Annotated in this window: 12 protein-coding genes; 2 read left to right on the top strand and 10 right to left on the bottom strand. The window is 66.8% G+C overall.

Annotated elements, in window-relative coordinates; translation table 11 throughout:
• Positions 1–98: 98 nt before the first annotated feature.
• The 4 genes from phaC to NQV17_RS08080 all read right to left on the bottom strand — a co-directional run bounded on the left by phaC (position 99) and on the right by NQV17_RS08080 (position 4,424).
• Positions 99–1,973 (bottom strand): class I poly(R)-hydroxyalkanoic acid synthase, encoded by a 1,875-nt coding sequence (phaC, locus tag NQV17_RS08065; RefSeq protein WP_257771259.1) that lies wholly within the window; start codon positions 1,971–1,973, stop codon positions 99–101.
• Between the two features lie 132 nt (positions 1,974–2,105).
• On the bottom strand, positions 2,106–2,354 hold the full coding sequence (locus NQV17_RS08070) for a hypothetical protein (RefSeq protein WP_257771261.1): 249 nt from the start codon (positions 2,352–2,354) through the stop codon (positions 2,106–2,108).
• A 3-nt stretch (positions 2,355–2,357) separates the two neighbouring features.
• Positions 2,358–3,197: a peptidoglycan editing factor PgeF gene (gene pgeF / locus NQV17_RS08075; RefSeq protein ID WP_044848891.1), complete on the bottom strand. Its 840-nt coding sequence runs from the start codon at positions 3,195–3,197 to the stop codon at positions 2,358–2,360.
• Between the two features lie 6 nt (positions 3,198–3,203).
• On the bottom strand, positions 3,204–4,424 hold the full coding sequence (locus tag NQV17_RS08080; protein WP_124486310.1) for an RluA family pseudouridine synthase: 1,221 nt from the start codon (positions 4,422–4,424) through the stop codon (positions 3,204–3,206).
• Positions 4,425–4,465: 41 nt separating this feature from the next.
• Here NQV17_RS08080 and NQV17_RS08085 point away from each other — a divergent pair, with 41 nt between their 5' ends.
• Entirely contained in the window at positions 4,466–5,290 is an 825-nt protein-coding gene (locus NQV17_RS08085) for an outer membrane protein assembly factor BamD (RefSeq protein WP_044848889.1), read from the top strand.
• An 81-nt stretch (positions 5,291–5,371) separates the two neighbouring features.
• Here NQV17_RS08085 and NQV17_RS08090 read toward each other — a convergent pair whose 3' ends face one another.
• The 3 genes from NQV17_RS08090 to NQV17_RS08100 all read right to left on the bottom strand — a co-directional run bounded on the left by NQV17_RS08090 (position 5,372) and on the right by NQV17_RS08100 (position 8,716).
• Complete coding sequence (locus tag NQV17_RS08090; protein ID WP_257771275.1) at positions 5,372–7,615, bottom strand: ATP-dependent DNA helicase; 2,244 nt, start codon at positions 7,613–7,615, stop codon at positions 5,372–5,374.
• A 55-nt stretch (positions 7,616–7,670) separates the two neighbouring features.
• Complete coding sequence (locus NQV17_RS08095) at positions 7,671–7,886, bottom strand: YdcH family protein (protein ID WP_006755091.1); 216 nt, start codon at positions 7,884–7,886, stop codon at positions 7,671–7,673.
• A gap of 77 nt (positions 7,887–7,963) precedes the next feature.
• On the bottom strand, positions 7,964–8,716 hold the full coding sequence (locus NQV17_RS08100) for a hypothetical protein (protein WP_257771277.1): 753 nt from the start codon (positions 8,714–8,716) through the stop codon (positions 7,964–7,966).
• A gap of 158 nt (positions 8,717–8,874) precedes the next feature.
• On the opposite strand from NQV17_RS08100, the gene NQV17_RS08105 reads away from it, so the two are divergent.
• Positions 8,875–11,202, top strand: coding sequence for a Tex family protein (locus NQV17_RS08105; protein ID WP_257771279.1), 2,328 nt, complete (start codon positions 8,875–8,877; stop codon positions 11,200–11,202).
• Positions 11,203–11,318: 116 nt separating this feature from the next.
• Here the strand turns inward: NQV17_RS08105 and NQV17_RS08110 are convergent, their stop codons facing one another.
• From NQV17_RS08110 to NQV17_RS08120, 3 genes are all read right to left on the bottom strand, one after another.
• On the bottom strand, positions 11,319–13,232 hold the full coding sequence (locus NQV17_RS08110) for a potassium transporter Kup (RefSeq protein ID WP_257771281.1): 1,914 nt from the start codon (positions 13,230–13,232) through the stop codon (positions 11,319–11,321).
• 272 nt (positions 13,233–13,504) lie between these two features.
• Positions 13,505–14,101: a phosphoribosyltransferase gene (locus NQV17_RS08115; RefSeq protein ID WP_257771283.1), complete on the bottom strand. Its 597-nt coding sequence runs from the start codon at positions 14,099–14,101 to the stop codon at positions 13,505–13,507.
• Between the two features lie 8 nt (positions 14,102–14,109).
• Positions 14,110–15,456, bottom strand: coding sequence for an adenylosuccinate synthase (locus NQV17_RS08120; protein WP_257771285.1), 1,347 nt, complete (start codon positions 15,454–15,456; stop codon positions 14,110–14,112).
• Positions 15,457–15,567 lie beyond the last annotated feature (111 nt).

Consider the following 15,567-nt stretch of genomic DNA (forward strand, 5'->3'; position numbering starts at 1 on the left):
TTCCGTTTCCTCCGGGCCCGCACGACACGGCGCATCGCTACCGGCCCTGTTAAAAAACTGCGGTGCATCGGACAGCGTGCGCCGCTGTCCGGTTTTCGTCAATCGCGCTGCAATACGTAGCGACCCGGCGCCGGCTCGATCACCGGGAACTGCTCGCTCCCGGGCTTGGCGGGCGGCGCGACCTTGCGGCCGCCGTACTGGTCGAGCCACTCGACCCAGGTCGTCCACCAGCTGCCCGGCTGCTCGGTCGCACCGGCAAACCAGTCGTCCGCCGATGCGGGCAGGTCGCTGTCGTTGACCCAGTAGCTGCGCTTCTTCTTCGCCGGCGGATTGATCACGCCCGCGATGTGACCCGACGCGCCGAGCACGAACTTCAGCGGGCCCGTCAGGATCGACGTCGATGCGTAGGCCGTCTGCCACGGCACGATGTGATCCTCGCGCGACCCGTAGATGAATGTCGGCACGTCGATGCGCGACAGGTCGACGGATTCGCCGCACACCGTCAGCGCACCCGGCACGCGGAGCTTGTTCTCGAGATAGGTATTGCGCAGGTACCACGCGTACATCGGCCCCGGCAGGCTCGTCGAGTCGCTGTTCCAGTACAGCAGGTCGAACGCGGCGGGCGTGCGGCCCTTCAGGTAGTTGTCGACGACGTAGTTCCACACGAGGTCGTTCGGCCGCAGGAACGAGAACGTGTTCGCGAACTCGACGCCGCGCATCAGCCCCGGCGCGGCGCCGTTCTTGCCGCCGATGGTCTGCTCGCGCATCTGCACGTGCGCCTCGTCGACGAACACGTCGAGGATGCCGGTGTCGGTGAAGTCGAGCATCGCGGTCAGCAGCGTCATCGACGCGGCCGGATGTTCGCCGCGCGCGGCGAGCACCGACAGCGCGGTCGCGAGCATCGTGCCGCCGACGCAGAAGCCGAGCGTGTTGATCTGCTCGCGGCCGCTGACCTGCTGCACGGCGTCGATCGCCGCGAGCAGCCCTTCGTTCATGTAGTCGTCCCACGTCTTGTGCGCGACCGACGCATCGGCATTGCGCCACGACACGAGGAACACCTGATGGCCGCTCGACAGCGCATGCGCAACGAGCGAATTCTCGGGCTGCAGGTCGAGGATGTAGAACTTGTTGATGCACGGCGGCACGATCAGGAGCGGCCGTTCGAACACCTTGTCCGTCTTCGGCGCGTACTGGATCAGCTGGATCAGGTCGTTCTCGTAGACGACCGCGCCTTCGGTACACCCGAGGTTCTTGCCGACCACGAACTGCGATTCGTCGGTCTGCGAAATTTTGCCGCGCTGCAGGTCGCCGAGCAGGTTCATCATCCCCTGCCGCAGGCTTTCGCCCTGCGTCTCGAGGATCGATTTCTGTGCGTCGGGATTGAGCGCGAGGAAGTTGCTCGGCGCCGCGGCGGCCGTCCATTGCTGAACGGAGAAACGGATGCGTTCGCGCGTCTTCGGGTCGGTCTCGAGCGCGTCGGCCAGCTCCTGCAGGTAGCGCGCGTTGAGCAGGTACCACGCGGCCGCGAATGCATGCGCGGGCGACGCCTTCCACGCATCCCCGCTGAAGCGGCGGTCCTTCAGTTCAGGCGACTCGAGCTTCGCGGCGGCGGCCTGCTGCATCAGCGTCATGCAGTCGCGCGCATAGTCGGCCTGCAACTTCTGGAGCCGTTCGGGCGGGATCGCGGCTACCGGCAGCTTCAGCCCCGCGAACGGCGATGCCAGGCCGCCGAAGGCGCCCAGATCGGGCATCGACGGCATCTGGAACGGCACCGCTGTCGGGAACTGGAATGCGGCGAATGGATTCGCGCTGGTCGACGCCGTTGCGGCGCGCGCCGGATCGGCGAAACCGCGCCACGCGTTCAGCCATGCCTCGAACATCTGCTGCATCGGCTGGGCAGCCTGGCCGAACCCGGCGTTGCCTGCGGAAGTGCCCGCCTGAGCGGACGTCGACGAATTTTTCGATGCTGTCATTACCTGCCTTACCGGTGATTCGTGAGCGTCAATCGTGAAATCCTGCTCGCGCGCGGCGTGCCGGTTGCGAGCCGGGCCGTCATGCTCTGGAGAGGCGTCTCCAGATTCTGCCGCAGTGCGGTATTTTTATCATTATCGTTTTCCCCATGTGAAGCGCTGCATCAAACCGCCGAACATTTCTGCTCGAAGATAATCCGCGCGCAACAGGCGGGACAAGGCTTCCGGCGAAACATAAAACATTTTGATTGACTTGACTTCGCGATTATTCATTCGGTTGTCCATGCAACGCCGCATTGCCGCGCCAATATCAAGATAACCCGATTTTGCAACGCAGCAAACCGCGCACGCAAGCACGCGCGGCGGGCCGCGGTCAATCGTCAATCGTCAATCGGCCAGCCAGATCGCCGCCGCCATGCGGCCCGTCACGCGATCGCGCCGGTACGAATAGAAGCGCGCGGGTTCAGTGACCGTGCACGCGCGCCGGCCGCTCACGTGCGCCACGCCTGCGCGCGCGAGACGCAGGCGCGCGAGCGCATGGAGATCGGCGAGGTACTTGCCGGGCGCGCCGTCGATCGCGACGAACGCTCGCCGCGTCTCATCATGCTCCGACTGCGGAGCGGTGTCGAGAAACGCCTCACGCACGTCGGCGCCGACTTCGAACGCCTGCGGGCCGATCGCGGGCCCGAGGTACGCATGCAGCGCATCCGTCGCACCGCCGGCGAGCGCCGCGACACGCGCCGCGGTCTGCTCGACGATGCCGGCCGCGAGCCCGCGCCAGCCTGCGTGCGCGGCGCCCACCGCCCGGCCCTGCGCATCGCACAGCAGCACCGGCAGGCAATCCGCGACCATCACGACGCAGACCGCCCCCGTGCGGTCGGTCACGCTCGCGTCGGCCTGCACGGGCGCCGAGGCAGCCGGCGCGGCCTCGATCACCTCGTCCGCACGCACGACCTGCGCGCCGTGAACCTGCTCGAGCCATGCCGCGCGCGACTGCCCCGCCAGCGCGAGCAGGCGCGCGCGATTCGCCGCGACATGGGCCGGATCGTCACCGGTATGCAGGCCGAGATTCATCCCGCCCGGCAACGCGGCGCCGTCCTGCCAGCGCCCGTACGGGCCTTCGCTCACGCCGCCGTCGCGCGTCGTGATCAGCGCGCGCACGCGCGGCGCCACCTGCCAGTCGGGCTGCACGCAGTCCTGCCACGTCAACGGCGCCAGGTTCGTCATCGGCACTCACTCCTCCTCATCGTCGTAATCGTCGTCGTGATCCTCGTCGTGATCCCGATAATCGCCGGCGAAATCGTCATCGTCGTAGACACCGTCTTCATCGTCGAATTCCTCGTCGCCCTGCCCGAAGCCCAGCGCCGCGACGAGCGCGTTCATGTCGTCCGGCAACGGACAGCGCCACTGCATCGTCTTGCCCGTGACCGGATGCACGAGGCCGAGCCGCCATGCATGCAGCGCCTGCCGCGCGAACCCGTCCGGCAGCGGCGCGACCGAGCGCTTGCCGCGCGCGCGCCCGTACACCGGATCGCCGAGCAGCGGATGCCCGACATGCGAGCAGTGCACGCGGATCTGGTGCGTGCGGCCGGTTTCGAGGTCGCACTGGATCGCGGACACCGGCTGACGTTGCCACATGCATGTGTCAACCGTGCGGAAATGCGTGCGCGCGGGCTTGCCCGACGCGCCGGTGACGACGGCCATGCGCGTGCGCTCGCGCGGATCGCGGCCGATCGGCGCGTCGATCGTGCCGTCCTCGGGCATCGTGCCCCACACGAGCGCGAAATAGCGGCGCTTCACCGTACGCGCCTGCAGCTGGCGCACGAGGTCGGTCTGCGCGGCGAGTGTGCGTGCAACCACCATCAGGCCGGACGTCTCCTTGTCGAGCCGGTGCACGATGCCCGCGCGCGGCAGGCCGGCCGCCGCGTCGCCGTAGCGGTGCAGCAGGCCGTTGAGGATCGTGCCGCTCCAGTTGCCGGCAGCCGGGTGGACGACGAGGCCCGCCGGCTTGTTGATGACGACGAGCGCGTCGTCCTCGTAGATCACGTCGAGCGGCACCGGCTCCGGCGTGAACGCCAGTTGCTCCGGCAGCAGGTCGGGCACGAGCTCGATCCTGGCGCCGAGCGGCACCGGCTGGCGGATCTTCGCCGGCGCGCCGTCGACCAGCACGCGTTGCGCCTCGATCCAGCTCTGCAGGCGGCTGCGGGAGAATTCGGGGAACAGTTGGGCGAGCGCCTTGTCGAGGCGTTCACCCGCCAGCGACAGCGGCACTTCGACGACGCGCGGCGCCTCGTCGGCCGCCGCGGACGGCACCACAGGCGGCTGCATCGCGCCTGCAGCCAGATCGTCATCGGGGGAATCCCCCGAGGCAGCGTCGGCGGGCCGATCGCTTGGGCTATAATCTTCGCGATTTGACTTGCCCCGCGGGGCATTCTGCGAACTTGAACGGGTCATTTAGACTGGGTCACCGAGACTTGAAGCTAGGACATGCGAGCATGATGAATTCGACCAAACGTACGGCCAAAACCGTCGCCGCCCGAGCTGCGGTGGTAGCGGCCGCGGCCCTCATCGCCGGCTGCCACGGCTTGCCGCAGAAGCAGGACGAGACGGCTACCTGGTCGAACAACAAATTATACTCAGAGGCCCAGGACGCACTGTCCGGCGGCGACTGGGGCAAGTGCGCGAAATATTTCGAATCGCTGCAAGGCCGCGATCCGTTCGGCCATTTCGCGCAACAGGCGCAGATCAACGTCGCGTACTGCAACTGGAAGGACAACGAAGCGGCAGCCGCCGACCAGGCCGTCGACCGCTTCATCCAGCTGCACCCGGATCACCCGGATATCCCGTACGCGTACTACCTGAAGGGGATGATCCACTTCAACGACGATCTCGGCCTGTTCGGCCGCTTCTCCGGCCAGGACATGAGCGAGCGCGATCCGCAGGCACTGCGCGAATCGTACGACGCGTTCAAGGTCGTCGTCGACCGCTACCCGAAGAGCAAGTACGCGCCGGACGCCGCCGCCCGGATGCGCTACATCGTCAACGCGCTCGCGTCGCACGAAGTGCACGCGGCCGACTACTACTATCGGCGCGGCGCCTATGTCGCGGCGATCAACCGCGCGCAGCTCGCGATCAAGGACTACAAGGGCGCGCCGGCGATCGAGGACGCGCTGCACATCATGATCCTGTCGTACGGCAAGCTGAACCAGCCGGAGCTCGCGGAAGACACGAAGCGCGTGCTCGCGGGGACTTTCCCGGACAGCCCGTACATCACCGGCCACTCGCGCCCCGGCACGAAGAAGTCGTGGTGGCAGTTCTGAGCGACGCCCGTGCATCGATAAAAAACCCGGCCATCGAGCCGGGTTTTTTATTGGCGCCGCCCGTAGCAGGCGGCGGTGCGGTCATGCGCGTTTTTCCGCGCGGTGCTCGTCGAAAAAGTCCTGCACGACCGCGATCTCGCGGGTGCGCTTGAACGGCGGCAGGCTCTGCCAGATCCGGCGGCCGTAAGGCTTGTCGACGAGCCGCGTGTCGCAGATCATCAGCACGCCGCGATCGGTCTCCGCACGAATCAGGCGGCCCGCGCCCTGCTTCAGCGTGATCACGGCCTGCGGCAGCTGGTGAACCGCGAACGGGCTCAAGCCCTTCTTGGTCAGCGCGTCGAGCCGCGCGGCCAGCACCGGATCGTCGGGCGGCGCGAACGGCAGCTTGTCGATCACGACGAGCGACAGCGCGTCGCCGCGCACGTCCACGCCTTCCCAGAAGCTCTGGCTGCCGACGAGGATCGCATTGCCGTACGAACGGAAGCGGTCGAGCAGCTCGGTGCGGCTGGCGTCGCCCTGCACCAGCAGCGGCATGTTCCAGCCGCGCGACTCGATCACGTCGCGCAGCTTCGACGCGATCCGGTCGACCGCACGCAGCGTCGTGCACAGCATGAAGACGCCACCGCCCGACGCCTCGATCGCCGGCAGCGCGGCGTCGAATACGGCGTCGGTAAACGCCGGCGACGACGGCTGCGGCAGGTTGCGCGGCACGTACAGCAGGCCCTGCGTCTGATAGTCGAACGGGCTCGCGAGCGTCATCGAGCGCCGCGAGCTGAGCCCCATCTGGGCCGCGTAGTGCGTGAAGTCGCCGCGCACCGACAACGTCGCCGACGTAAAGACCCACGCGCGCGGCACGCCGGCGCGCTGCTTCGCGAAAATCGGCGCGACCGACAGCGGCGTTTCGTGCAGCTGGACGGTATGTGCGAACACCTCGACCCAGCGCACCTTCTCGTTCGGGTCGTCGGCGGCCGCCTTGTCGCCTGCTGCGGCGGCGTCGGCCTTCGCGGCCGCTTCCGCCGCACCGGGCGCGACCCAACCCGCGAGCAGGTCCTGCAGCTCGCGGGCGCGCCGCAGGCACGCGCCGAGCGATTCCGCCCGCTCGGCCTGGCTCGCGAGCGCCGAGGCAAGCGCCTCGAGCGCCACGTCGAGCGCATCGAGCGCGCCGAACATCGGATGATCGTCGCCCAGTTGCGCGAGCGACATGCGCACGATCTGGTCGTTCGCGAATGCGAGCCGCAGGTCGCGCGCCGCGCGTTCGAGATCGCCGCCGAGCTTCACCCACTCGACCGCATCGCGCGCATGGCTCAGGCCCTCGGCGACCGTGTCGCGCGCGAGTTCGAGGATCTGCGTGGTCGACAGCGTCTCGCCGAAGAACAGCGTGGCCGTCTCCGGCAGCTGGTGCGCTTCGTCGAAGATCACCGTGTTCGCGTTCGGCAGCAGTTCGGCCATCCCGGTGTCGCGCAGCATGATGTCCGCGAAGAACAGGTGATGGTTGACGACGACGACGTCGGCCTGCTGCGCCTCGCGCCGCGCCTGCATCACGAAGCATTCCTTGTAATGCGGGCACTCCTGGCCGAGGCAGTTGTCGCGCGTCGACGTGACCATCGACCACACGGGCGCCGTCTCCGGCACGCTCGCGAGCTCGGCCTTGTCGCCGCTCTTCGTGATCTTCGCGAACCGGACGATTTCCTGCAGGTACGCGGTGTCCTGCCGCGACGGCAGGCGGCCGTTGTCGGCCGTGCGCTGCAGGTAGTAATGGCACAGATAGTTCGAGCGGCCCTTGAGCATCGCGACCGTCACCGGCACCGCGAGCGCGTTGCGCACCGTCGGGATGTCGCGCTGGAACAGCTGGTCCTGCAGGTGCTTCGTGCCGGTCGACACGATCACCTTGCCGCCCCACAGCATCGCGGGCACCAGGTACGCATAGGTCTTGCCGGTACCGGTGCCGGCCTCGACGATCAGCGTGTTGTCGCCGGCGTCGCCGTTGGGATCGGCGGCTGCGCCGTCCGCGGCGGACTCGGCCGCCTGGCCGCCTTCGCCGAGGCGCCGCGCCGGCCGCTTGCGGGTCTCGAAGATTTCCGGCTCGGGCATCCGGCGCGCGGACGCCTCCATCGCGGACGCGACCGCGCGCGCCATCTCGATCTGCGACTGGCGCGGGTGATAGCCGTCCAGCGCGCGCGCAAGCAGTCCGCCTTCGCCGAAAATCGTGTCGAGTTCGTCGACGCGCTTGCGGCTCAGCTCGAAGGTGCCTTCGGGCGCACGAACGCGCCCGGCGGACGACGCGTCACGCCGGGCATCGGGGTTGGCTTCAAGCGGTGAATTCAAGGCAAGCGTTCCTGTGTCCAGCGCCCGGGCGGCGCCGGCGCTTGCCAGGCCGCGCTCAGGCGCGCTTATCCGGTTCCAGCTGCGATTGCAGCAAAATGATTTTGTCCTTGGCCGCCAGCTTTTCCTTCTTCAGCCGGTGCAGCGTGATGTCGTCGATGTCGGAGTGTCCTTCCTTCAGCTCGATCTCCCGAGCGAGCTGCTGGTGCTGCTCCTGCAATGCTGCCAAACGGTTGTGCAATTCCTGCTGCTGTTCCGTGGGACGGTTTTGCATATGCGCCTCCTCATCGAAGCAGCGCGCCGACTGGCGTGCCGGCACGCACGAGACTGACTCCGGATCAATCCAACACGTTACTGCCCCTGCTGTTGCTGCTGCTTGGCCTTGTCGGCCGCTTCCTGCTGACGCCGTTCGACATCGGCCTTGTGCTGGGCGGCTTCCTTCTGCTTCTGCTCGTAGCGCGCGGCGTTGTCCGCCCGCTCCTGCGCCTTCTGCGCGCCCTGCTGGCGCGCCTGGTCGAGCTTGTGCTGGAAATCCGCCTGCTTCTGGTCGTATGCCTGCTTGTTCGCGGCGCGCTGCGGCCCTTCCGCGCCACGCTGCGCCCGCTTCAGTGCATTCTGCTCCTGCTTGTCGCGGAACGCAGCCGCGTTCGCCGCATCGTTCGCCGCGCGCTGCGGCGCTTCCGCCGCATTCTGCGCCTGCTTCAACGCCTGCTGCTGGTCGCGCTGCTGCGCCCGCACCGCGCGCTGCTCGTCGTCGAGCGCGAGCTGCTCCTGACGGATGCTCGCCCGCTCCTCGCGCATCCGGTCGCGCGCCACGCCGAGACAGTGATTGACGAAGAACTTGCTGTAGCAATCGTGCTCCGCCACGGCATAACGATAATCGTTTTCCGCGGAACGTTGATTGAGCACTTTTTGACGGGCGTCGAAATCCTGCGTGGCGGAGGCTGCAACGGGCGCGGCGACAGCGGCGTCCGGCGCGGTTGCGCCCAATGCCTGTGCGTACGCGACGGTGGACCCGGCGGACAAAGCCGCGGCAAGCGCTGCGCCGAGCGCGACGAGAGAAATGCGGGAAGTTGGCAACGTCGTAGGAAAGCTGCGGGACATGTGTCAAATTCTATCACCCCCGGCTGGACGCTCCGCCATTTATGGCAAAATGCCCCGCTTCACTCACCCGCGGCATCTGGTCCGGCGGGCCCGTCTCGCAGCCCGCCGCGCGGTCTGCCGGCCCGCGCCGCGATTTCAGCAGGCAGATCATCCACGACATGACGGAAACCGTAGCACTCAAGATCGTACAGCGCATCGCCACCGAACTGTCCGTCCAGCCGCGCCAGGTCGCGGCGGCAGTGCAACTCCTCGACGAAGGCTCGACCGTTCCGTTCATTGCCCGGTACCGCAAGGAAGTGACCGGCAACCTGGACGACACGCAGCTGCGCCAGCTCGAGGAACGCCTCCTGTATCTGCGCGAACTCGAGGATCGCCGCGCGGCGATCCTGTCGAGCATCGACGAACAGGGCAAGCTGACCGACGAACTGCGCGCCGCGATCGACGCGGCCGACAGCAAGCAGGTGCTCGAAGACCTTTATCTGCCGTACAAGCCGAAGCGCCGCACGCGCGCGCAGATCGCCCGCGAAGCCGGCCTCGAGCCGCTCGCGCAGGCACTGCTCGCAAATCCGCTGCTCGACCCGCTGACGGAAGCCGCCGCCTACGTCGATGCCGACAAGGGCGTCGCCGACGTGAAGGCCGCGCTCGACGGCGCGCGCGACATCCTGTCGGAACAATTCGGCGAAACCGCCGAACTGCTCGGCAAGCTGCGCGACTACCTGCACAGCCAGGGCGTCGTGTCGTCGGCGGTCGTCGAAGGCAAGGAAAACGAGGAAGGCGAGAAGTTCCGCGACTACTACGACTACGCGGAAACGATCCGGACCGTGCCGTCGCACCGCGCGCTCGCGCTGTTCCGCGGCCGCAACGCCGGCGTGCTGACCGTCAAGCTCGGTCTCGGCGAGGAACTCGACGCGCAAGTCCCGCATCCCGGCGAAGCGATGATCGCGCGCCATTTCGGGATCGCGAACCAGGGCCGCCCGGCCGACAAGTGGCTGTCCGACGTGTGCCGCTGGTGCTGGCGCGTGAAGGTGCAGCCGCACATCGAGAACGAACTGCTCACGCAACTGCGTGAAACGGCGGAAGCCGAAGCGATCCGCGTGTTCGCCCGCAACCTGAAGGACCTGCTGCTGGCCGCGCCGGCCGGCCCGAAGGCCGTGATCGGTCTCGACCCCGGCCTGCGCACGGGCGTGAAGGTCGCCGTGGTCGACCGCACCGGCAAGCTGCTCGCGACCGATACGATCTACCCGCACGAGCCGCGCCGCGACTGGGACGGCTCGCTCGCGAAGCTCGCGCGCATCGCCGCGCAGACGCAGGCCGAGCTCATCAGCATCGGCAACGGCACCGCCTCCCGCGAAACCGACAAGCTCGCGAGCGAACTGATCTCGAAGCACCCCGAACTGCGGCTGCAGAAGATCGTCGTGTCGGAAGCCGGCGCGTCGGTCTATTCGGCGTCCGAACTGGCCGCGAAGGAATTTCCGGAGCTCGACGTGTCGCTACGCGGCGCCGTGTCGATCGCCCGCCGCCTGCAGGACCCGCTCGCCGAGCTCGTGAAGATCGAGCCGAAAGCGATCGGCGTCGGCCAGTACCAGCACGACGTGAACCAGCGCGAACTCGCCCGCTCGCTCGACGCGGTGGTCGAGGATTGCGTGAACGCGGTCGGCGTCGACGCGAACACCGCGTCGGTCGCGCTGCTCGCGCGCGTCTCGGGCCTGAACGCCACGCTCGCCCGCAACATCGTCGACTATCGCGACGCGAACGGGCCGTTCCCGTCGCGCGACCACCTGCGCAAGGTGCCGCGCCTCGGCGACAAGACCTTCGAACAGGCAGCCGGCTTCCTGCGCATCAACGGCGGCGAGAATCCGCTCGATCGCTCGTCGGTCCACCCGGAGGCCTACCCGGTCGTCGAACGCATCCTCGCGAAGATCAGCAAGCGGATCGACGACGTGCTCGGCAGCCGCGACGCGCTGGCCGGCCTGTCGCCGACCGAATTTGTTGACGAACGTTTCGGCCTGCCGACCGTGCGCGACATCCTGTCCGAACTCGAAAAACCGGGTCGTGACCCGCGCCCCGAATTCAAGACGGCAACGTTCCGCGACGGCGTCGAGAAGGTCTCCGACCTGATGCCCGGCATGCTGCTCGAAGGGGTCGTGACGAACGTCGCGGCATTCGGCGCGTTCGTGGATGTCGGCGTGCATCAGGACGGCCTCGTCCATGTGTCCGCGATGTCGACGAAGTTCATCAAGGATCCGCACGAAGTCGTGAAGGCCGGCCAGGTCGTCAAGGTCAAGGTGCTCGACGTCGACGTGAAGCGTCAGCGCATTGCGCTGACGATGCGCCTCGACGACGAAGCGGCCGCGCCCGGCATGGCGCCGCGCGGCGGCCAGGATCGCGGCAACGCCGGCCGCGGCGGCAACGCCCGTCCGCAGCGTTCGCGCGAACCGGAACCGGCCGGCGCGATGGCCGCGGCGTTCGCGAAGCTGAAGCGCTGAGCACGCGAAGGCTGTTGACGTATAAAAAAACCCGCCGAAAGGCGGGTTTTTTATTGCTTCAGCGAGCGCGCAGCCAGATCGGCATGGGCCGCATGCGCGGCCGCTGCGCGCAGCGGTCAGATCTCGATCTTGGTACCGAGCTCGACGACGCGGTTCGCCGGGATCGAGAAGAAGTCGGTCGGCTTCGCCGCGTTCTGGTGCATCCATGCGAACACGCGTTCGCGCCAGATCGACATGCCGGGCAGATGCGTCGGCACGACCGTTTCGCGCGCGAGGAAGAACGACGTGTCCATCAGCTCGAACGTCATGTCGTGCGTGCGGCCGAATTCCTCGAGCACGGCCTTCACGTCCGGCGTCTCGTTGAAGCCGTACTGGGCCTTGACGATGTACAGGCCGCCGCCCGCGTCGCGCGAACTCAGGCGCTTGTCGTCGCGCACGTACGGAATGTCGCGTGTGACGAACGTCAGGAAAATGGTCCGCTCGTGCAGCACCTTGTTGTGCTTCAGGTTGTGCAGCAGGCTGACGGGCACGAGCTTGTCGTTGCCGGTCAGGTAGATCGCGGTACCCGACACGCGGTGCGGCGGATGCGCGAGCAGCCCCTGCAGGAACGGCTCGAGCGGGATACCGTCGGCGGCCGTGCGCTCCTTGACGATATGGCGGCCCTTGTACCAGGTCATCAGCAGGAAGAACAGCAGCGCGCCGATGCCGAGCGGCAGCCAGCCGCCCTGCGCGACCTTCAGCAGGTTCGCGCCGAAAAAGCCCAGGTCGACCGCGAGGAACACGGCGATGATCGCGCCGACGAGCAGCCGGTTCCAGTTCCACACCTTCACCATCACGACGGCCGCGAGCACGGTCGTGATCACCATCGTCGCCGTCACCGCGATGCCGTACGCGGCCGCGAGGTTGTCGGAGCTCTTGAAGCCGATCACGATGCAGAGGATCACGAACAGCAGCAGCCAGTTCACGACGGGCACGTAGATCTGGCCGATCGCCAGCTCGGACGTGTGCAGCACCTTCATGCGCGGCACGTAGCCGAGCTGGATCGCCTGCGACGTCAGCGAATACGCGCCGGAAATCACGGCCTGCGAAGCGATCACGGTCGCGACCGTCGACAGCACGACCAACGGCAGCAGCGCCCAGTCCGGCGTCATCAGGAAGAACGGATTCTCGATCGCCTTCGGATTCTCGATCAGCAGCGCGCCCTGGCCGAAGTAGTTCAGCACGAGTGCCGGCATCACGAGCCCGTATGCCGCGATGCGGATCGGCTTCGCACCGAAGTGACCCATGTCCGCGTAGAGCGCTTCCGCACCGGTCAGCACCAGCACGACCGAACCCAGCACGACGTACGCCTGCAGCAGGTGGTCCGCCATGAACGACACCGCGTAATACGGGTTGATCGCCGCGATGATGCCCGGCACGCGCACGATGTGATACACGCCGAGCGCCGCGAGCACGACGAACCACAGCACCATGATCGGCCCGAACAGCTTGCCGACCGTCGCGGTACCGTGGCGCTGAATCCAGAACAGTGCGATCAGGATCACGATCGTGATCGGCAGGACGAGATGGGACAGGTGCGGCGTCGCGATCTCGAGGCCTTCGACCGCCGACATCACGGAAATCGCCGGCGTGATCACGGCATCGCCGTAGAACATGCACGCGCCGAAGATCCCCAGCGCCATCAGCGCGCCCGCGACGCGGGTTTTCGAGTCGAGCGGCCGCAGCGACAGCGCCATCAGCGCGAGCACGCCGCCCTCGCCGTTGTTGTCGGCCCGCATCACGAACAGCAGATACTTGATGCCGACCACCAGGATGATCGCCCAGAACAGCAGCGAGATCACACCGAGAATCGAACTTTGGGTCAACGGAATGCCGTGAGCAGGGCTGAACGCTTCCTTGAGCGCATACAGCGGGCTGGTGCCGATGTCGCCGAACACCACGCCAATGGCCGCTATCGCGAGCGCCTGCAACGAATGTTGGTGCGTCGAATGCGCATGGGCTGCGTCGGTCGCCTGGATCGTGTCGTTCATATGAAGCGTAATAATCGGGTCCGGTCGGACAAAACGAGCGCTATTCTACTCGCGCCCCCCTGAAAAACCGTCCTGCCTTGTTGCCCTTAAACCACGTGATCCACGCTGCGCATGCAATCCTGCGCAAGCTGTGGCAGGGCTGCCATCATAGCCGGGGCCGCGCCATCTGCCTACCACGCGCGCCGATCGCCGTGCCCGCCGGCACCGCGCGCCAATAAAAAACGGCGCCGCAAGCGGCGCCGTACAAGGCTTTCCTCCGATCGGCCGGCCGCTTACGCGCCCGAACCGTCGCGCTGCGCGCGACCGCGCTTGATCCATGCCTCGAGGTTGTGCGGACGAACCGTGTCCCACTCTTCGAACGGCTGATGAATCCACGGATTCGTCGGCAGATACTGTGCGTGATAGTCCGGCTTGACCTTCGAGCAGCCCTTGTACCAGAGCACGGCCGAACGCACGGCCGTGACCGACGGATAGCGCTCCTTCAGGTGCTCCTGCACGCGTGCGAGCGTGACGCCCGAATCGACGAGATCGTCGACCAGCAGCACGTTGCCCGCGAGACTGCCGCGCGTCATCGTGATGTACTGCGCGATGTCGAGCTCGCCCTGCTCGGTGCCGGCCGCTTCGCGGTACGAACTCGTCGCGAGGATCGCGAGCGGGACATCGTAGATGCGCGACAGCTGGTCGCCGACGCGCAGACCGCCGCGCGCGAGGCACAGGATCTGGTCGAACTTCCAGCCCGACTCATGCACCTGGAGCGCGAGCAGCTCGATCAGACGATGGTATCCGTCCCAGCCTACCCACAGGTTCTTGTCGTCGTTGCGCGGATCGGTCATCAAGTCTGCCGCCGTCATCGTGATTTGCTGCGTCATGCTGGGAATTACACCTTGAACGGATGGCGAAGCAGGATCGTCTCGTCGCGATCCGGCCCCGTCGAAACCATGTCGACCGGCACGCCGGCCACTTCCTGCACGCGGGTCAGGTAGGCTTGCGCATTCGCCGGCAGCGCGTCCCACGTCTTGATGCCGACGGTGCTTTCCTTCCAGCCGGCGAACGTTTCGTACACAGGCTCGCAACGCGCGACGTCGACCGCACCGCGCGGCAGAATGTCCACGTCCTTGCCGTCGATCTTGTAGCCGACGCACAGCTTGACTTCATCGAGGCCGTCGAGCACGTCGAGCTTCGTCATGCACAGGCCCGACACGCCGTTGATCTGGATCGAGCGGCGCAGTGCCGCTGCATCGAGCCAGCCGGTGCGGCGCGGACGGCCGGTGACCGAGCCGAATTCCTTGCCGACGTTCGCGAGCGTGACGCCGACCTGGTCCTGGCGCTGCGGGTTGTCCGCATCGTACAGCTCGCTCGGGAACGGGCCCGAGCCGACGCGCGTGCAGTACGCCTTCGTGATACCGAGGATGTAGTTCAGCTTCTGCGGACCGACGCCGGCGCCGGCCGATGCCGCACCCGCGACGCAGTTGCTCGACGTGACGAACGGATAGGTGCCGTGGTCGATGTCGAGCAGCGTGCCTTGCGCGCCTTCGAACAGCAGGTTCTGACCGGCGTTGTTCGCGTCGTACAGGCGGCGCGACACGTCGGCCACCATCGGCTTCAGGCGATCGGCATAGCCGAGCATCGTGTCGAGCGTGGCCTGGAAATCGACGGCCGCGCCACCCAGGTACTGGGTCAGCACGAAGTTGTGGAAATCGAGGTTTTCGCGCAGGCGGTCGGCGAAGGTCTTCGCGTCGAACAGGTCCTGCACCCGCAGCGCGCGGCGGCCGACCTTGTCCTCGTACGCCGGGCCGATGCCGCGGCCGGTCGTACCGATCTTGCCCGCGCCCTTGCGCGCTTCGCGCGCCTGGTCGATCGCGATGTGGTACGGCAGGATCAGCGTCGTGGCTTCGGAGATGAACAGGCGATCGCGCACGTTCACGCCGGCCTCTTCCAGCTCGCCGATTTCCTTGAACAGTGCCTCGGGGGACAGGACGACGCCGTTGCCGATGTAGCAGGCGACGCCTTCACGCATGATGCCCGACGGAATCAGGCGCAAGATGGTTTTCTTGCCGCCGATGATGAGGGTGTGGCCGGCGTTGTGGCCGCCCTGGAAACGCACGACGCCCTGAGCGTGGTCCGTCAGCCAGTCGACGATCTTGCCCTTGCCTTCATCACCCCATTGCGTTCCCACGACGACGACATTGCGCCCGGGAGTCACGTTCACTGCGCTGGCAGACATGTTGATTCGTTAGCTGGTTAAAAACGTATTCTACCTATGTTCGCGGGCGATTCCGAATTTTTCCGTTTCGCTTCAACGATATGCACGCCGAACGACGGCCCGCGAACGCCT

The sequence above is a fragment of the Burkholderia sp. SCN-KJ genome (genome assembly GCF_024656005.1).
In the GTDB taxonomy this organism is placed as follows: Bacteria; Pseudomonadota; Gammaproteobacteria; order Burkholderiales; family Burkholderiaceae; genus Burkholderia.